Source organism: Pseudoduganella dura (assembly GCF_009727155.1).
Lineage (GTDB): Bacteria > Pseudomonadota > Gammaproteobacteria > Burkholderiales > Burkholderiaceae_D > Rugamonas > Rugamonas dura.
Map to the genome: position 1 here is coordinate 3,475,625 of NZ_WNWM01000002.1, position 18,448 is coordinate 3,494,072.

Consider the following 18,448-nt stretch of genomic DNA (forward strand, 5'->3'; position numbering starts at 1 on the left):
TCCGGTTATCGCAACGGCAGCGCCGTCTCCACCAGCTTCACCCAGAAGCTGGCACCGACCGGGAGCAGGCGGTCATTGAAATCATAGCTGCCGTTGTGCAGCACGCACGGCCCCATGCCGTGGCCGCCGGCGCGGTGGTCGCCGTCGCCGTTGCCGATGAAGATGTAGCAGCCGGGCTTCTCCTGCAGGAAGAAGGCGAAGTCCTCGGCACCCATCGTCGGCTCGATGTCGGCATCCACGTTGTCCTCGCCCACCACGGCTTTCATCACTTCGACGGCGAACCGCGTTTCCTTCTCGTGATTGACGAGCGGCGGATAGCTGCGCCTGAAATCGAAGTCGATTTCGGCCTCGAATGCGGCGGCGATGCCTTCGGCCAGTGCCTGCATGCGGCGCTCGATCATGTCCAGCACGGGCGTCGTGAACGTGCGCACCGTGCCAACCAGTTGCGCCGTGTCGGGAATCACGTTGGTTGCGCTGCCGGCGTGGATCTGCGTGATCGACAGCACGGCCGTGTCCAGCGGGCTCTTGTTGCGCGTGATGATCGTCTGCCATGCCTGGGCGATCTGCACCGCGATCATCACCGGATCGATGCCCTTGTGCGGCTGGGCGGCGTGCGCGCCCTTGCCGCGCACCGTCACGTAGAACTCGTTCGCCGACGCCATCATCGGCCCCGTGCACACGTTCAGCGTGCCCGCCGCGTAGCCGGGCCAGTTGTGCATGCCATAGATGGCTTCCATCGGAAAGCGTTCGAACAGGCCGTCTTCGATCATCTTGCCGGCGCCGGCGCCGCCTTCTTCGGCGGGCTGGAACACCAGGTACACCGTGCCGTCGAAATCGCGTTGCCGCGACAGGTGCCAGGCCGCGCCCAGCAGCATCGCCGTGTGGCCGTCGTGGCCGCAGGCGTGCATCTTGCCGGGGTGGCGCGAGGCATGCGGAAAGGTGTTCACTTCCTGCATCGGCAGCGCATCCATGTCGGCGCGCAGGCCGATCGCACGGTCCGACGAGCCGTTCCGGATGATGCCCACCAGGCCCGTCAAGCCGATGCCCCGCACCACGGGAATGCCCCATTCGGCAAGCCTGGCGGCAACCGCGTCCGCGGTGCGCACTTCCTCGTAGGAGAGCTCCGGATGCGCATGCAGATCGCGGCGGATCTCCTGCAGCTCGGATTGAAACGCAATGATCGGTTCTACAAGTTTCATCAGGCTCTCCAGGTTATTCACGACGCAACCGGGTGGGGCGCGTGCTGTCCGGGCCCCACCCGGGCAAAGATGGACACCAGGCGCCGGTGAGCGCCGGCAAGTGCCAACAAGCGTTTGGAGCATTGTAGCCGTTGTCACTGTTCCGGAGCCACCCCGCGCCACTCCCGCCCATTGTGCGCCAGATCGTTTACGATAGCGGATTGCTCTCCATTGTCTTCCCGCACTCCCATGACCACCACCCAAGTGCGTGCCGCCTGCCCGCACGACTGTCCCGATACCTGCGCCATTCTCGTCACCGTTGAAAACGGCATCGCCACCGAGATCAAGGGCGATCCCGACCATCCGACGACGGCCGGCGTGCTGTGCACCAAAGTGTCCCGCTACGCCGAGCGTACCTACTCGCCGGACCGCCTGCTGTACCCGCTGCGCCGCACCGGCGCGAAGGGCGAGGGCAAGTTCGAACGCATCAGCTGGAACGAGGCGCTGGACGAGATCGCCGCCCGGCTCAAGCCCCTGGCGGACACGGCGCCGGAAGCGATCCTGCCGTACAGCTACTGCGGCACGATGGGCCTGCTGCAGGGCGAGTCGATGTCGTCGCGCTTCTTCAACCAGCTGGGCGCCTCGCTGCTGGACCGCACGATCTGCGCGATGGCCGGTGCCACCGGCTACAAGTACACGGTCGGCGGATCGATCGGCACCGACCTGGAACAGTTCCAGGATGCCAAACTGATCCTGATCTGGGGCGGCAATCCGATCGCTTCCAACCTGCACTTCTGGATGCGCGCGCAGGAAGCCAAGCGACGCGGCGCGAAACTGGTGGCGATCGATCCCTACCGCTCGCTGACGGCCGAGAAATGCCACCTGCATATCGCGCCGATGCCGGGCACCGACGCCGCGCTGGCACTGGGCATGATGCACGTGCTGATCGCCGAGAACCTGGTCGACGACGACTACATCGCCCGATACACGCTGGGCTATGAACAGTTGAAGGAACGCGCGGCCGCATGGACGCCGGCACGCACCGCCGCCACCTGTGGCATCCCGGAAGAGCAGGTGCTGGAACTGGCACGCCTGTACGGGCAAACGGCGCGGGCCGGCGAGCCGGTTGCGATCCGCGTCAACTATGGCGTGCAGCGCGTGCGCGGCGGCGGCATGGCGGTCCGGAACATCGCCTGCCTGCCGGCGCTCGTCGGCGCGTGGCGGCACGCGGCCGGCGGCATCCAGCTGTCCACGTCCGGTTCCTTCCCGACCAACAAACCCGCGCTGCAGCGCCCGGACCTGCTGAAGAAGCTGCCGCGCACGATCAACATGACGACGATCGGCGACGACCTGTTGCGCCCCGCGTCGGCGGTGTTCGGCCCGCGCGTGGATGCCGTCATCGTCTACAACTCGAACCCGGTCGCGGTGGCGCCGGATTCGTCGAAAGTACAGGCGGGCTTCGCGCGCGAAGACCTGTTCACGGTGGTGCTGGAGCAGTTCCAGACCGATACCGTCGATTACGCGGACATCGTGCTGCCGGCCACCACGCAGCTGGAGCATGCCGATGCCCACCTGGCTTACGGCCACCTGTACATGATGGCCAATAACCCCGCCATCGCGCCGCTGGGCGAGGCAAAGCCCAACACTGAAATCTTCCGGTTGATGGCCGCGCGCATGGGCTTTACAGATCCTTGCTTCGCGGAGACCGATGATGAAATGGCAGCACAGGCGTTCCGCAAGGATGACGCAAGATCCGTTCACTTCGACTGGGATTCGTTGAAGCAGAAGGGCTGGCAAAAGCTGGACATGCCGGATGCGCCATTTGCCTATGGTAAATTTCCAACACCTTCAGGAAAATGTGAGTTCTTTTCCGAATCGATGCTGGCGGATGGCTTGGACCCCCTGCCGGACTACATCGAAAACTATGAATCCGCGGCATCTACCCCTGATCTCGCGGCAAAATACCCGCTCGCGATGATATCTCCGCCGGCGCGCAACTTCCTCAATTCCACCTTTGTCAATGTGCAAAGCCTGCGCGCCACGGAGGGTGAGCCGCAGCTCGACATCCACCCTGACGATGCGACAACACGTGCCATTAATCACGGCGATATGGTGCGCATCTTTAACGATCGTGGTTCGTTCGTGTGCAAGGCGCGGGTCACTGAAAAGGCCCGCAAGGGGCTCGTGGTGGGGCTGTCGATCTGGTGGAAAAAGCTCGCGCGCGATGGCAAGAATGCCAACGAGGTGACCAGCCAGCGCCTGACCGACATGGGCCGCGCCCCGACTTTTTACGATACACTCGTACAGGTTGAACGTGCCTCATGAGTAGGAAACATGCGCAAGATTGCCCGCCTAAAAATACGTGCCCGGTACCTCGTGGCCGGGCTTTCATGCGCCGCCCTGCTTGCCGGTTGCGCGCAGGTCAAGTACTACTTCCAGGCGGCGCAGGGGCAGTATTCGCTGTGGTCCGATTCGCGCGCGATCGACGACTGGCTGGGCGATCCGAACACCGAACCGAAACTGCGCGCCCGCCTGGAGAAGGCGGTCACGATCCGCAAGTTCGCTGTGCGCGAACTGGGCCTGCCTGATAACGCCAGCTACAAGCAATACGCGGCGCTGAACCGCCCGTTCGTGCTGTGGAACGTGGTGGCCACGCCGGAACTGTCGCTGCGGCCCATCCAGTGGTGCTTCCCGATCGCCGGCTGCGTGGCCTACCGCGGCTACTACAGCAAGGAAGACGCGATGGCCTATGCGGAGGAATTGCGCGCCGAGGGCGACGACGTGCAGGTCGGCGGCGTGCCCGCGTATTCCACGCTCGGCTGGTTCAGCGATCCGCTGCTGTCCACTTTCATCAATTACTCCGATGCGGAACTGGCACGCATGGTGTTCCACGAACTGGCCCATCAGGTCGTGTACATCCCCGGCGATTCTCGCTTCAACGAAGCATTCGCCTCGGCTGTCGAGGAAGCCGGTGTCGACCGCTGGCTCGAGCTGTACGGCAACGATGCGATGCGCGAAGCGTATGCCCGCTACAGCATGCGCCGCAAGGAATTCCTCGCGCTGCTGGTCCGGCATCGCCAGATGCTCTCCGAGCTGTATGCCGGCAAGGCCAGCGTGAAAAAGAAGCGCGAGGAAAAGGCGCGCATCTTCGCATCGCTGCACCGGGAATACGCGGTGCTGAAGGCGAACTGGGGCGGTTATGCCGGCTACGACCGCTTCTTCGCCGAGCAGCTGACCAATGCACACCTGGCGGCTGTCGCCACCTATAATGATCTCCTGCCCGGCTTCAAGGCATTGCTTGCCCAGGAAAAAACGTTCCCGCGCTTTTATGCTGCGGTGCAACGCATGAGCAACCTGCCCTCCGTCGAGCGAACCGAGCGGCTGGCCGAGCTTGCCCGTTCCGCGGCGCCCGCTACCATGACTGTCGTGGCGGAGAAGCAGGCCGAAACCGCCGGCGGGCACTGAAGTTCGCGTAACGTCCGCGTATTTCCGTGCCCGATGCTGCGTCGCCGCACGCGGCTTCGCCAGAGCGCGGTGTCGGTATCCGCAAAAAGCGCTTGCGTACGGCCCTGCCTGCCGATAGCATCTTGAATTAAGGATAGTACGAGCGTTCGTTTTTTTTGGATTCGACCCCGCGACAGCCTGCCAGCCCCGTGCCGCCGGCGGCCCATGACAGCAGGGCACTCCACTACAAGCAGCCCCGGCCATAAAAGACCAACTCCGGAGACAAGAGGCACACCATGGACAAGATCTGGTTGAAGTCGTACCCATCCGGCGTTCCTGCCGAGATCGATCCGAATCAGTACCGCAGCCTGGTACACCTGCTGGAGGAATCGTTCCAGAAATACGCGGACCGCAAGGCGTTCGTGTGCATGGACAAGTTCATTACCTACGGTGAACTCGACACGCATTCGAAACGCCTCGGCGCCTGGCTGCAAAGCCGCGGCATGAAGCCGGGTGCCCGCGTGGCGCTGATGATGCCCAACGTGCTGCAGTATCCGATCGCGCTGGCCGCGGTGCTGCGTGCCGGCTACACGGTCGTCAACGTCAACCCGCTGTATACGCCGCGCGAGCTGGAGCACCAGCTGGCCGACTCCGGCGCGGAAGCGATCGTCATCCTGGAAAACTTCGCCACCACGCTCGAGCAGGTGCTGGGCCGCACGGCCGTCAAGCACGTCATCGTGGCCTCGATGGGCGAGATGCTGGGCGTGGCGAAGGGCCTGGTGGTCGACTTCGTGGTGCGCAACGTGAAGAAGCTGGTACCGGCGTATTCGCTGCCGAACGCGGTGCGCTTCAAGGAGGCGCTGTCGCATGCCTCGGGCATGAAGCTCACGCCCGTGGAAGTCGATCACGGCGACGTCGCCTTCCTGCAGTACACCGGCGGCACCACCGGCGTCTCGAAGGGCGCCACGCTCACGCACGGGAACGTGATCGCCAACCTGCTGCAGGTGGAAGCCTGGTCGCAACCCGGCCTGCAGAAGGAACCGCGGGTCGACGAGCTGTCGATCGTCTGCGCGCTGCCGCTGTATCACATCTTCGCGCTGACGGCGTGCGCGATGTGGGGCATGCGCATGGGCGCGCTGAATATCCTGATCCCCAACCCGCGCGACATCGGCGGCTTCATCAAGGAGCTGGCCAAGTACAAGTTCAATATGCTGCCCGCGGTGAACACGCTGTACAACGCGCTGGTGAACCACCCCGATTTCCAGCATCTCGATTTCTCCGGCCTGAAGATCGCCAACGGCGGCGGCATGGCCGTGCAGCAGGCCGTCAACGACAAGTGGCTGAAGGCGACGGGCGTGGCGATCATCGAAGGTTATGGCCTGTCCGAAACGGCTCCCGTGGCCACCTGCAACCGCTCCGACAGCACCGCGTTTTCCGGCACGATCGGCTTGCCGATCCCGTCGACGGAAGTTGCGATCCTGGATGACGCGGGCAACGAGGTGCCGCTGGGCCAGCCGGGCGAGATCGCGATCCGCGGCCCGCAGGTGATGGCCGGCTACTGGAACCGGCCGGAAGAAACGGCCAAGGTGATGACGCCGGACGGGTACTTCAAATCCGGCGACGTGGGCGTGATGGACGAACGAGGTTATGTGAAGATCGTCGACCGCAAGAAGGACATGATCCTGGTTTCCGGCTTCAACGTCTACCCGAACGAGCTCGAAGCGGTGGTGTCCGCCCATCCCGGCGTGCTCGAGGTGGCCTGCATCGGCGTGCCGGACGAACACTCCGGCGAAGCGGTGAAGCTGTACGTCGTGCGCAAGGATCCCGAGCTGACCGCCGAAACCCTGATGGCGTATTGCAAGGACAACCTGACCGGCTACAAGAAGCCGAAATACATCGAGTTCCGTGACGAACTCCCGAAAACGAATGTCGGCAAGATCCTGCGGCGCGTGCTGCGCGACGAAGCAACCGCCGGCGCCAAGGAAGCTGCATGAGGTGTCCTCACAAGGGACTCCCGATCAACAAAACAAAGAGGCACTGCATGGAAAAAATCTGGTTGAAATCCTATCCCGAAGGCGTACCCGCCGAGATCGACGTCTCGCAGTACACCTCGGTGACGCATCTGCTGGAGGATTCGTTCCGCAAGTATGCCGATGAAAAGGCGTATGTCTGCATGGACAAGTTCCTCACCTATGCGCAGGTCGACCAGATGTCCCGCAAGTTCGGCGCCTGGCTGCAGGGCAAGGGCCTGCAAAAAGGCGCGCGCGTGGCGATCATGCTGCCGAACGTGCTGCAGTATCCGGTGGCGATGGCCGGCATCCTGCGCGCCGGCTACACGGTGGTCAACGTCAATCCGCTGTACACGCCGCGCGAGCTGGAGCACCAGCTGAAGGATTCCGGCGCCGAGGCGATCATCGTGCTGGAAAACTTCGCCAACACGGTGCAGCAGGTGCTGCAGGATTCACCGGTACAGCACGTGATCGTGGCCACGATGGGCGACCTGCTCGGTGGCGTGAAGGGGGCGATCGTCAACCTGGTGGTGCGCCACGTGAAGAAAATGGTGCCGGCGTTCACGCTGCCGCGCGCCGTGTCGTTCAAGCAGGTGCTGGCCGAAGGTGGCCGCATGACGCTGCACCCGGCAAAGATCGGCCACGACGACATCGCCTTCCTGCAATACACGGGCGGTACCACCGGCGTGTCGAAGGGCGCCGTGCTGCTGCACCGGAACGTGGTCGCCAACGTGCTGCAGAACGAAGCCTGGCTGCACATGGCGCCGCAGCAGGAGCAGGTGGTGTTCGTCTGCGCGCTGCCGCTGTACCACATCTATTCGCTGACGATTTCCGCATTCATGGGCATGCGCCTGGGCGGCCTGAACGTGCTGGTGCCGAACCCGCGCGACATTCCCGGCTTCGTCAAGGAACTGGCCAAATACCGCGTCACCGTGTTCCCGGCCGTGAACACGCTGTACAACGCGCTGCTGAACAATCCCGATTTTTCCAGGCTGGATTTCTCCAGCTACAAGGTATGCAACGGTGGTGGCATGGCCGTGCAGCAGGCCGTGGCGGACAAGTGGCTGAAGCTGACCGGCACGCCGATCATCGAAGGCTACGGCCTGTCCGAAACGTCGCCGGTGGCCACCGCGAACCGGGTCGACATCAAGGAATTCACCGGCACGATCGGCTTGCCGATCCCGTCCACCGACGTGGCCATCCTCGATGACGACGGCAACCCTGTGCCGCTGGGTACCGCCGGCGAGATCGCCATCCGCGGCCCGCAGGTGATGGCCGGTTACTGGCAGCGGCCCGACGAAACGGCCAAGTCGATGACGGTGGACGGATTCTTCAAGACCGGCGACGTGGGCATCATGGACGAGCGGGGCTACACGAAGATCGTCGACCGCAAGAAGGACATGATCATCGTCTCCGGCTTCAACGTGTACCCGAACGAGGTCGAAGGCGTGGTGGCCGCGCACCCGGGCGTGCTCGAATGCGCGTGCATCGGCGTGCCGGACAAGAACTCGGGCGAGGCCGTGAAACTGTTCGTGGTGCGCAAGGACCCGAACCTGACGGCCGAAACATTGATGGAATTCTGCAAGCACGAGCTGACTGCCTACAAGAAGCCGAAGTACATCGAGTTCCGCGACGATTTGCCGAAGACGAACGTGGGCAAGATTTTGAGAAGGCAGTTGCGGGACGAGAAACGCGCGGCTTGATCGCCTGCCGGGGCCTTTTTGGTCCCGGGGTGGCAGTCTTGAAAACTGCTGTCCAGTCACCTTGCTTTACGCGTTGGCCAGCCCCGCCTTGCCATCCTCCACCGCGAACCGGGCCAGTGTCTGAATGCCGCTGGCCTTGTCCCGCACGTCATCGAGCCCCTGGAACAGCACGGCAGTGCGCTCCGGCGAGATGTCGAACAGCATGTAGCCGCGCCGGTCGCTTCTCCCGTATTTGATGTGCGAATTCATCGCCACGTACTGCGCGGTGCGCTCCTGCGGCCGTGAACTGGACGTGATCGACGTGCCGCAGAATTCCGTCGCCACGACCGGGTTGCCGGCAGCGCGCGGGCGGGTCGGATCGCGGCGCAGTTCGGCCGCATAGAACGTGTGCACGTCGCCGGACAGGACCAGCGGATTGGCGGCGCCGCTGGTGCGCACCGTGTCCAGCAGCCGCTGGCGCGCGGCCGGATAGCCGTCCCAGCCGTCCGTCCAGAACCGGCCGTCGCCGACGCGGTGGATCTCCACCTGCGACGACTGCGCCATCAGCGTCTGCTGCGCCAGCACGTTCCAGCGCGCCCTGGAGCTTTTCAGTCCCTCCTGCAGCCAGGTCTCCTGCGCGGCACCCAGCATCGTGCGCCTGCCGTCCGCCAGCATGGCGCAGGCATTGCGATAGACGGAGTTCGAGCCGCCCCGGTTCGGCCGCGCGCAGGCCTGCGGAGAGCGGTACTGGCGGTTGTCCAGCACGTGGAAGCGCGCCAGCGATCCCCAGTCGTAGCGCTGGTACATGCGCACGCCGGCAAAGCCGCTGGCCGCGAAGCGCAACGGCTGGTGCTCGCAATAGGCCTGGTAGGCGGCCGCGCGGCGAGCCGCGAAGCCGGGCGTGAGCAGTTCGTCGCGCAGCGCGCCGTAGTCGTTCGCCACTTCGTGGTCGTCCCACGTCATGATCCACGGCGCCGCGTGATGCGCGGCCTGCAGGTCGCGGTCGCTCTTGTACTGCGCATAGCGGGCGCGGTACTCGTCCAGCGTGAAGCTCTCGTCGCGGCGCACGGCGCGCGTCGGATGCTCCAGCCGATACTGGCCCCATTCGTAGATGTAGTCGCCGAGGAAGGCGACCAGGTCCGGCGCCGCCCGTGCAAGGTGGCGCTGCGCCGCATAGTGGCCGAACTCCCAGTGCTGGCACGAGGCCACGGCCAGCTTCAGCGAGCGGGGCAGGGTGCCGGGCGCCGGCGCGGTGCGGGTGCGCGCAACGGGGCTGGCGGCATCGCCCAGCATGAACCGGTACCAGTACCAGCGGTCGGGCCGCAAGCCTTTCACGTCCACGTGCACGCTGTGCGCGAGGGCGGGATTGGCGGTGGCGGTGCCGCTGGCGGCAATGCGCCGGAAACCCTCGTCTTCCGCCACCTCCCAGCGTACCGCGAAGGCGACCGGCGGCGTGGAGCGCGCATCGAGCGGATCGAACAGGATGCGCGTCCACAGCACCACGCTGTCGGGCAGCGGCGAGCCCGAGGCGACGCCCAGCGTAAACGGATACGGCGCGTTGCGCGGCGCCGCCGCACACGTGAGCGCAGGGCCGAGCGCGGCCAGGCGCGCACCCGTCAGCAGCAACAGCCGGCGGCCGTGCTCCATCCGCTTATTTATGCATCAGCGATTCGATCGGCGGCACCGGGCGCGGCTTGCGATCCGACCCGGTGGCCACGTAGGTCAGCGTGGCTTCCGTCACCTTGACGATATCGGCCTGCAGGCGGTTGCGTTCCGCATACACCTCGACGTTGACGGTGATCGACGTGGTGCCAACCCGGACGATATCGGCATAGAACGACAGCAGGTCGCCGACGAACACGGGGTTCTTGAAGACAAAGGAATTGACTGCGATCGTGGCCACGCGGCCGTTGGCGCGCCGGGTGGCCGGCAGCGACCCGGCGATGTCGACCTGGGCCATGATCCAGCCGCCGAACACGTCGCCATACACGTTGGCATCGGCCGGAGCAGGCATTACCCGTAATTCCGGCATTTTTCCGGGAGGCAAGCGATTGGCGGCGGGTGCGGGAGCGGCGGAAGCGGGTGTAAGGTCGGGCGTGGTCATCATGAAAACTCGTTGGGGGCTACAATGGGTTCCGATTGTAAACCAGCCAGCAAGCCAGTCATGCGTCGCTCCGCCTATTCCTCCGAACTTCCGCCGCCAGCCCGCCCCGGCCGCAGCGATCTTGCCACCCTGAAAACACTGCTGCCTTACCTGTGGGTCTACAAGTGGCGCGTGCTGCTGGCCTTGCTGGCGCTGGTGGGCGCCAAGCTGGCCAATGTGGGCGTGCCGGTCGTACTGAAGCACCTAGTGGACGCGATGACGCTGAAACCCGGCGACCCGCGCGCGCTGCTGATCCTGCCGGTCGGGCTGCTGCTCGCCTATGGCGCGTTGCGGCTGTCCACCACCCTGTTCACCGAGTTGCGCGAATTCCTGTTTGCCCGCGTCACGCAGCGCGCCGTGCGCACCATCGCGCTGCAGGTGTTCCGGCACCTGCACGCGCTGTCGCTGCGCTTTCACCTGAACCGGCAAACCGGCGGCATGACGCGCGACATCGAACGCGGCACGCGCGGCGTCGGTTCGCTGATCTCGTACACGCTGTTCAATATCCTGCCCACGCTGGTCGAGATCACGCTGGTGCTGGGCTACCTGGTCATGCACTACGACGTCTGGTTCTCCGTGATCACGTTCAGCGCGCTGGTGCTGTATATCGCATTTACCGTGATCGTCACCAACTGGCGCACGCATTTCCGGCGCACGATGAACGACCTCGATTCGAAAGCCAACACGAAGGCGATCGACTCGCTGCTGAACTATGAAACCGTCAAGTATTTCGGCAACGAGGAATACGAGGCGAAGCGCTACGACGAAGGCCTGAAGCATTATGAATCGGCCGCGGTGCGCTCGCAAACGTCGCTGTCGCTGCTCAATACCGGCCAGTCGGCCATCATCGCCACCGCCGTCACGCTGATCCTGTGGCGCGCCACGGTCGGCGTGGTGGACGGCACGATGACGCTGGGCGACCTGGTGCTGGTGAACGCGTTCATGATCCAGCTGTATATCCCGCTGAACTTCCTGGGCGTGATCTACCGCGAGATCAAGCAAAGCCTGGCGGACATGGAGCGCCTGTTCTCGCTGCTCGATGAAAACCGCGAAGTGGCCGACGCGCCGGATGCGAAGCCGCTGGTCGCGCGCGGTGCGCAGGTCAGGTTCTCGCACGTGGAGTTCAGCTACGAGGCCAAGCGGCAGATCCTGTTCGACGTCGATTTCACGATCCCCGCCGGCACCACCACGGCGGTCGTCGGCCACAGCGGTTCCGGCAAGTCCACGCTGTCGCGGCTGCTGTTCCGCTTCTATGAAGTGAACGGCGGCGCGATCACGATCGACGGCCAGGACCTGCGGGCGGTCACCCAGGATTCGCTGCGCCACGCGATCGGCATCGTGCCGCAGGATACGGTGCTGTTCAACGACACGATCGAATACAACATCGCCTACGGCAAGCCGGGTGCCACGCACGACGAGATCGTGGCCGCCGCCCGGGCGGCATCGATCCACGACTTCATCGACAGCCTGCCGGACGGCTACCGCACGATGGTGGGCGAACGGGGGCTGAAACTCTCCGGCGGCGAGAAACAGCGCGTGGCCATCGCGCGCACGCTGCTGAAAGACCCGGCGATCCTGATCTTCGACGAAGCCACGTCCGCGCTCGATTCGAAAGCCGAACAGGCGATCCAGGCGCAGCTGAAGGATATCGCACGGAACCGCACGACGATGGTGATCGCCCACCGCCTTTCCACGGTGGCCGATGCGCACCAGATCCTGGTGCTCGATCACGGCCGGATCGTCGAGCGCGGCAATCATCCCGCGCTGCTGGCCGCTGGCGGCCTGTATGCACAGATGTGGGCGCGCCAGCAGGCCCGGGCGGATGCGCCCGATGAAGCGGCGGCATGACCGTCGGTACGGTTGACATCCTCGCTGTGTTCGTCAACGACTGAGCAGTAAGCGGTTGATTTAGAAGAAATTTATTTTCCTGGCCCGCAACTTGCCTCATGGGGAACACGGCCGCGATACCGCGCGGCCGGTACCGGGGAGGCGCCGTGCGATCCACACCTGTTGTTGCCCTTGCAGCGCTGCTGGCCTGCCTGCCGGCGCGGGCGGTGGACGTGATCGACCTGCACGATCTGCACCATGCCCGGGGACACGCCGCGCTGATGCGCGACTACATGCCCAGGCATATGCCCGGCCCTATCTCTGGTCATATTGCCGGCCACACTCCGGCCATCCTGTCCGGCTACCGTATCGACCGCGGTACCGGCAACCGCACCGACATCGGTATCGGCTACGGCATCGACAACGGTCCCGGTGACGATCCGGCCGGCTTTCCTGCCGAACTCGCCCCTGGTGTGCCGCTGCCCCCCGGCAGCTGGCCGGCCGGCCTGCATGCCGCCCCGGCACCGGTGCCGGAGCCGATGTCCGTGCTGATGCTGGCCTGCGGGCTGTTGCTGATCATGCCCGGTGCCTGGGCTGCGCGCTGGTCCCGCCTGGGCGATGACGAATCCCTGTTGCAACGGAGGCTTCCATGAGCGGATTGACTGCTGCCGCGCGCGCCGCGCTGGGCGCGCCTGGTATCGAGAATGTGGACGGGCAGCTCCACCTGCTGGTGCCCGTGGTGAACATGGGCGAGGCGGCGCTGTCCGGGCTCGAGGTGCACGCGGTCAAGCTGGGCGGCGCCGCGCGCCTCAGTCCTGCCGCGTTTCCCGTCGTGCTCGGCATGCTCGAAGCACGAAGCGCGGCCAGCTTCGCGGTGCGCTTCGCCGGCAAGGGGCTGGTGGCGGGCAAGCGCTACCTGCTGTCGCTGGTGGTCAACTACACGTTCGGCAACGTGGTGCACTGCCTGCAGCTGAACCGCCATGTGCGCATCCCCGCGCCGTCGCCGGTGGTGGTCGCGCCGCTGCATGCACGGGTCACGACCGTGCTGGCGCAAAATACCTGGCGCTACACGCTGCACAACGATGAAGCGCCCGATTCCGGGTTGTATGTTTCGTCGCTGGCGCTGATGATCTCCGCGCCCGTCATGATCACCGGCACACCGCCGGGCTGGCGCGGCGAGACCGATGGCATCAGCTATGTGTTCTGGCGTGCCGCCGACTATCTCCATCCGTACCCGAACCATGTGATGCCCGGCCAGGCGCTGGCGGGCTTCCGCCTCAACAGCCCGCATGCCGCATCACAGGCGTCGGCGGCGGCAATGTCGAGCTGGAACCACACCCTCGATGCGGCCGGCCCCGTGCTGACCGCGGATGCGCATGCCTGCTACGTGCTGACACCATACCGGTCATAACGCCTGCCACGCTGCGCGGCCATGGTTCCCCGGCCCCGCTCGCGCGGCCGCGGCGGCAAAAAAAAGGCCGGGCTGCGATGCCCGGCCTTGTCTCGTGGATCGGCTGCCGATCAGGTCAGCGGCTGCAGCGCCGGGTCCTGGTCCTTGTCGGCCGGGTGCGTCAGTTCGCCTTCCCACTTGGCCACCACGGCAGTGGCGATGCTGTTGCCGATCACGTTCGTGGCGGAACGCGCCATGTCCAGGAAGTGATCGATGGACAGCAGCAGTACCAGGCCCGCTTCCGGAATGTTGAACTGCGACAGCGTCGCGGCGATCACCACCAGCGAAGCGCGCGGCACGCCGGCCATGCCTTTCGAGGTCAGCATCAGCACGGCCATCATCGTCATCTGCGTGCCGAGCGACAGTTCGATGCCGTAGGCCTGGGCGATGAACACCGCGGCGAACGTGCAATACATCATCGAGCCATCGAGGTTGAACGAATACCCGATCGGCAGCACGAAGGCGGCGATGCGGTTGCGCACGCCGAAGCGTTCCAGGCCTTCCAGCGTTTTCGGGAACGCCGCTTCGGAAGAGGCGGTCGAGAATGCCAGGATCGTCGGGCCGCGCACTTCCACCAGCAGATCGAAGATGCGCTTGCCGAGGAATACGAAGCCGGCGGCGATCAGCAGGCCCCACAGCACGGCGATGCCGAAGTAGAACTCGGCCATGAATACGCCGTAGGTCTTCAGCACGATCAGGCCTTCCTTGGCGATGATGCCGGAAACGGCGGCGAACACGGCCAGCGGCGCGAACTGCATCACGTAGCCCGTCACCTTCAGCATCACGTGGGCAACGCCGTCGATCGCATCGATCATGGGTTCGGCCTTCTTGCCCACGGCGGCGGCGCCCAGGCCGAAGAACAGCGAGAACACCACGATCTGCAGGATCTCGTTCTTTGCCATGCCGTCCACGATCGAGGATGGGATCAGGTGGGTGACGAAGTCCTTCAGCGTCAGGCTGCTGGTGGCGAGATTGACCGCGGGACCGGCGGTGTTGGCCAGCGTGCCGGCCAGCGCGTCGCCGGGGCGGAACAGGTTGACCAGCACGAGGCCCAGCGCCAGCGACATCACCGAGGCGATGAAAAACCAGGCCAGCGTCTTGACGCCCACGCGCCCGACTTCGCCCGCATCGCCCATGCGCGCGATACCCACCACGAGCGTGGAGAACACCAGCGGCGCGATGATCATCTTGATCAGGCGCAGGAACATCGTCGTAATCAGCGTCATCGCCTCGGAATACGGCGCCGTCGATGTCATCGTCGTATTCAGGATGTAGCCGACCACGATCCCCAGTGCCAGTGCCACCAGGATCCAGGTAGTCAGGCGGTTCTTTTTCTCCATGAGCTGTGTCTCTCCAAGATGGGCCGCGCGGCGGCAGGTCGCGCACCGGAGCCCGGGTTTGCCGTAAAATGATTAATTATCAGGCAGTTAATTGACAAGTTCCGCGCAGTATCCGTGCGGCATACAACACTGTCAAGCAGGCCGTGAGCGCACCAATGACCATGATCGACATAAAAAACATCAACAAGTGGTATGGGCAGTTCCAGGTGCTCGCCGATTGCACCACACAAGTGGCGCGGGGCGATGTCATGGTGATCTGCGGGCCCTCCGGTTCGGGCAAATCCACGCTGATCAAGACCGTAAACGGGCTCGAACCGATCCAGGGCGGCGAGATCGTCGTCGATGGCACGCCGGTCCATGCGCCCGCCACGAACCTGCCGCAGCTGCGGGCCCGCATCGGCATGGTGTTCCAGAACTTCGAACTGTTTCCGCACCTGTCGGTGCGCGAAAACCTGGCGCTCGGGCAGGTCAAGGTGCTGAAACGGGGGCGCGACGAAGCCAACGAGCGGGGGCTCAAGTACCTCGATCGCGTGGGCCTGCTGGCGCAGCAGGACAAATACCCGGGCCAGCTGTCCGGCGGCCAGCAGCAGCGCGTGGCGATCGCCCGTGCGCTGTCGATGGACCCGATCGCCATGCTGTTCGACGAACCCACGTCCGCCCTCGATCCGGAAATGATCAACGAGGTGCTGGACGTGATGGTGGGCCTGGCGCAGGAAGGCATGACGATGATGGTCGTCACCCATGAAATGGGTTTTGCGCGCAAGGTGGCCAATCGCGTGGTGTTCATGGACAAGGGGCGCATCGTCGAGGATTGCGGCAAGGATGAATTCTTCGGCGCGCCGCGTTCCGAGCGGGCGCGCGACTTCCTGGCCAGGATCATCCACTGAGCATGTGCCGGCGCGTGCCGGGCATGCAACGGCGGGGAAAACAGCACCTTTTGACGCAACCTTTGGTGTAACCTCCGGTCTAACCGTCTGGCGTGTTTTCTCGAGGAGGAAATCATGGCATCGATCCGGCTGCTCGTCTTCACCGTCTTTTTCATGGCCCTGGCATTGCCGGGAACGCCGCATGCGCAGGCGCTGTCCGGCACGCTGGCCAAGGTCGGACGCGACGGCTACATCACGCTGGGCGTGCGCGAAGGCTCGGTACCGTTCTCGTACCTGGACGACAACGGGCGCTTCATCGGCTATTCGGTCGACCTGTGCATGAAGATCGTCGACGAGGTGCGCAAGCGCCTGAACCGGCAGGTGGAGGTCAGGATGACCCCCGTCTCCGCCAGCAACCGCATTCCGCTGATGGCGAACGGTACCATCGACCTCGAATGCGGCTCCACCACCAACAATGCGGAGCGGGCGCGCCAGGTGGCATTTTCTCCCACGATCTTCGTGATCGCCAACCGGCTGCTCACGCGCAAGGCGGCCAATATCCGCACACTGGCCGACATGAAGGGCAAGACGCTGGTCGCCACCGCCGGCACCACCACGCTCAAGCAGATGACGGCGCTGAACCGCGAACGCAATCTGGGCATGCGGATCGTGATCGGCAAGGACCACCCCGAGTCGTTCCTGATGCTGGAAACGAACCGGGCGAACGCCGCTGCCAACGACGACATCCTGCTGGCGGCCCAGGTGGCGGGCTCGAAGCAGCCGGCCGATTATGCGATCGGCGCCGAAGCCCTGTCGCTGGAGCCGTACGGCATCATGCTGCGCCGCGGCGACGCGCCGTTCAAGGCGGCGGTGGATGCGGCCATCCGCGCCGCGTTTGCATCGCCCGATTTCCCTCGGCTGTACGCGAAGTGGTTCACCAGCCCGATCCCGCCCAAGGGCATCAACCTGAACGTGCCGATGTCGCCGCAACTGAAGAAGGTGGTGGCCAGTCCCACCGATTCGCCCGATCCCGCCGCCTATCGCTGACTCGCCGGTTTCGCCGATTCGCCGGAGGCCGCGATGGACTACCACTGGAACTGGGCCGTGTTCGGCGAGCAGTCGCCGGATGGCGTGAACACGTATTGGCAAATGCTGGTGTCCGGCCTCGGCTGGACGTTGGCCGCGGCATTGGCCGGCTGGCTGATGGCGCTGGTGCTGGGCGCCCTGGCCGGCGTGGCGCGCACGCTGCCGCAGCGGCCGTTGCGCATGGCCGCCGGCGCCTACGTGGAACTGTTCCGCAACGTGCCGCTGCTGGTGCAGATGTTTTTATGGTTCTTCGTCGTGCCCGAGCTGCTGCCGCGCGCGGCGGGCGACTGGCTCAAGGCCTTGCCGCAGGCGCCGTTCGTCACCGCCGTGGTCTGCCTCGGCTTTTTCACGTCCGCCCGCGTGGCGGTGCAGGTCGCCGCCGGCATCGAAGCGCTGGCGGGCGGGCAGCTGCAGGCCGCGCTGGCGCTGGGCCTCGACCGGCCGCAGGCCTACCGGCACGTGCTGCTGCCGCTGGCGCTGCGCATCGTGCTGCCGCCGCTGACGAGCGAATTCCTGAACATCATCAAGAACAGCTCGGTGGCACTGACGATCGGGCTGATGGAGCTCACCGCCAGCGCCCGCGCGATCCAGGAGTTTTCGTTCCAGGTGTTCGAGGCCTATACCGCCGCCACCATGCTGTACGTGCTGGTCAATCTCGCCGTCACCGCCGGCATGCAGGCCGTCGAACGCAGGCTGGCGTTGCCGGGTACGCTGGGCACGCCGGGAGCGCGCTGATGGACTTCGACTTCGACGTGATCGCCCGCTCGTGGCGCACCGTGCTGCTGACCGGCATGGCGTTCACCTTGCAGCTGACGGTGCTGGCGATGGCGGGCGGGGTGGTGCTGGGCACGCTGCTGGCGCTGGCCCGGCTGTCCGGCTGGCGGCCGCTGGCATTGCTGGCCGCCGCCTACGTCAACCTGGTCCGCGCGGTGCCGCTGGTGCTGGTGATCTTCTGGTTTTATTTCCTGGTGCCGTACCTGGCCGCGTGGGCGATCGGTGCCGAGGAGCCGGTGCGCGTGGGGGCCTTCTGGTCGGCCCTCATCACCTTCACGCTGTTCCAGGCGGCGTACTACTGCGAGATCATGCGCGGCGGCATACAGTCGATCCCGCGCGGGCAGCTGCATGCGGCGCAGGCGCTGGGGTTGCGGTACTGGCAATGCATGGGCCACGTGGTGCTGCCGCAGGCATTGCGCAACATGCTGCCCGTGCTGCTGACGCAGACGATCGTGCTGTTCCAGGATGTCTCGCTGGTGTACGTGCTGTCGGTACCCGATTTCGTCGGCGCCGCGGCCCGCGTCGCCCAGCGCGACGGGCGCCTGGTGGAAATGTACAGCTTCGTGGCCGTGGTCTACTTCGCGATGTGCTGCGCACTCTCGATGCTGGTGCGGCGCCTGCGGCGTGCCCGGGGCCAGGGGTGAAAGAG

15 protein-coding genes are annotated in these 18,448 nt (G+C 65.0%); 11 read left to right on the forward strand and 4 right to left on the reverse strand.

The annotated features are described in order from the left end of the window. Positions 1-5: 5 nt before the first annotated feature. Positions 6-1,199, reverse strand: coding sequence for a M20 aminoacylase family protein (locus GJV26_RS15215; protein ID WP_155709565.1), 1,194 nt, complete (start codon positions 1,197-1,199; stop codon positions 6-8). Positions 1,200-1,427: 228 nt separating this feature from the next. Here GJV26_RS15215 and GJV26_RS15220 point away from each other — a divergent pair, with 228 nt between their 5' ends. The 4 genes from GJV26_RS15220 (at position 1,428) to GJV26_RS15235 (ending at position 8,334) form a co-directional block, all read left to right on the forward strand. Beyond that, positions 1,428-3,503: a molybdopterin-containing oxidoreductase family protein gene (locus GJV26_RS15220; RefSeq protein ID WP_155709566.1), complete on the forward strand. Its 2,076-nt coding sequence runs from the start codon at positions 1,428-1,430 to the stop codon at positions 3,501-3,503. 9 nt (positions 3,504-3,512) lie between these two features. Further along, on the forward strand, positions 3,513-4,643 hold the full coding sequence (locus GJV26_RS15225) for an aminopeptidase (protein ID WP_155709567.1): 1,131 nt from the start codon (positions 3,513-3,515) through the stop codon (positions 4,641-4,643). A 275-nt stretch (positions 4,644-4,918) separates the two neighbouring features. Continuing rightward, positions 4,919-6,616: a long-chain fatty acid--CoA ligase gene (locus tag GJV26_RS15230; RefSeq protein WP_155709568.1), complete on the forward strand. Its 1,698-nt coding sequence runs from the start codon at positions 4,919-4,921 to the stop codon at positions 6,614-6,616. A gap of 47 nt (positions 6,617-6,663) precedes the next feature. Continuing rightward, positions 6,664-8,334 (forward strand): long-chain-fatty-acid--CoA ligase, encoded by a 1,671-nt coding sequence (locus tag GJV26_RS15235; RefSeq protein ID WP_155709569.1) that lies wholly within the window; start codon positions 6,664-6,666, stop codon positions 8,332-8,334. Positions 8,335-8,400: 66 nt separating this feature from the next. Here GJV26_RS15235 and GJV26_RS15240 read toward each other — a convergent pair whose 3' ends face one another. Continuing rightward, positions 8,401-9,960 (reverse strand): alkaline phosphatase D family protein, encoded by a 1,560-nt coding sequence (locus tag GJV26_RS15240; RefSeq protein WP_155709570.1) that lies wholly within the window; start codon positions 9,958-9,960, stop codon positions 8,401-8,403. Between the two features lie 4 nt (positions 9,961-9,964). After that, positions 9,965-10,417, reverse strand: a complete 453-nt coding sequence (locus tag GJV26_RS15245) for an acyl-CoA thioesterase (protein ID WP_155712501.1) — start codon at positions 10,415-10,417, stop codon at positions 9,965-9,967. Between the two features lie 60 nt (positions 10,418-10,477). Here GJV26_RS15245 and GJV26_RS15250 point away from each other — a divergent pair, with 60 nt between their 5' ends. From GJV26_RS15250 to GJV26_RS15260, 3 genes are all read left to right on the forward strand, one after another. Further along, positions 10,478-12,304 carry an ABCB family ABC transporter ATP-binding protein/permease gene (locus tag GJV26_RS15250; RefSeq protein WP_155709571.1) on the forward strand — a complete coding sequence of 609 codons (1,827 nt, stop codon included), beginning with the start codon at positions 10,478-10,480 and terminating at the stop codon, positions 12,302-12,304. A gap of 146 nt (positions 12,305-12,450) precedes the next feature. Then, positions 12,451-12,936: a hypothetical protein gene (locus GJV26_RS15255; RefSeq protein WP_155709572.1), complete on the forward strand. Its 486-nt coding sequence runs from the start codon at positions 12,451-12,453 to the stop codon at positions 12,934-12,936. Next, positions 12,933-13,694 (forward strand): hypothetical protein, encoded by a 762-nt coding sequence (locus GJV26_RS15260; RefSeq protein WP_155709573.1) that lies wholly within the window; start codon positions 12,933-12,935, stop codon positions 13,692-13,694. Before GJV26_RS15255 ends, GJV26_RS15260 begins: the two co-directional genes overlap by 4 nt. A gap of 110 nt (positions 13,695-13,804) precedes the next feature. Here GJV26_RS15260 and GJV26_RS15265 read toward each other — a convergent pair whose 3' ends face one another. Then, complete coding sequence (locus GJV26_RS15265) at positions 13,805-15,073, reverse strand: dicarboxylate/amino acid:cation symporter (protein WP_155709574.1); 1,269 nt, start codon at positions 15,071-15,073, stop codon at positions 13,805-13,807. A 161-nt stretch (positions 15,074-15,234) separates the two neighbouring features. Here GJV26_RS15265 and GJV26_RS15270 point away from each other — a divergent pair, with 161 nt between their 5' ends. The 4 genes from GJV26_RS15270 (at position 15,235) to GJV26_RS15285 (ending at position 18,443) form a co-directional block, all read left to right on the forward strand. Continuing rightward, the gene (locus tag GJV26_RS15270; protein WP_155709575.1) at positions 15,235-15,960 is read left to right on the forward strand and encodes an amino acid ABC transporter ATP-binding protein; all 726 of its coding nucleotides are present in this window, start codon (positions 15,235-15,237) and stop codon (positions 15,958-15,960) included. 114 nt (positions 15,961-16,074) lie between these two features. After that, on the forward strand, positions 16,075-16,986 hold the full coding sequence (locus GJV26_RS15275; protein WP_155709576.1) for an amino acid ABC transporter substrate-binding protein: 912 nt from the start codon (positions 16,075-16,077) through the stop codon (positions 16,984-16,986). Between the two features lie 33 nt (positions 16,987-17,019). Beyond that, the gene (locus GJV26_RS15280; RefSeq protein WP_155709577.1) at positions 17,020-17,760 is read left to right on the forward strand and encodes an amino acid ABC transporter permease; all 741 of its coding nucleotides are present in this window, start codon (positions 17,020-17,022) and stop codon (positions 17,758-17,760) included. Further along, complete coding sequence (locus tag GJV26_RS15285) at positions 17,760-18,443, forward strand: amino acid ABC transporter permease (protein WP_155709578.1); 684 nt, start codon at positions 17,760-17,762, stop codon at positions 18,441-18,443. Before GJV26_RS15280 ends, GJV26_RS15285 begins: the two co-directional genes overlap by 1 nt. Positions 18,444-18,448 lie beyond the last annotated feature (5 nt).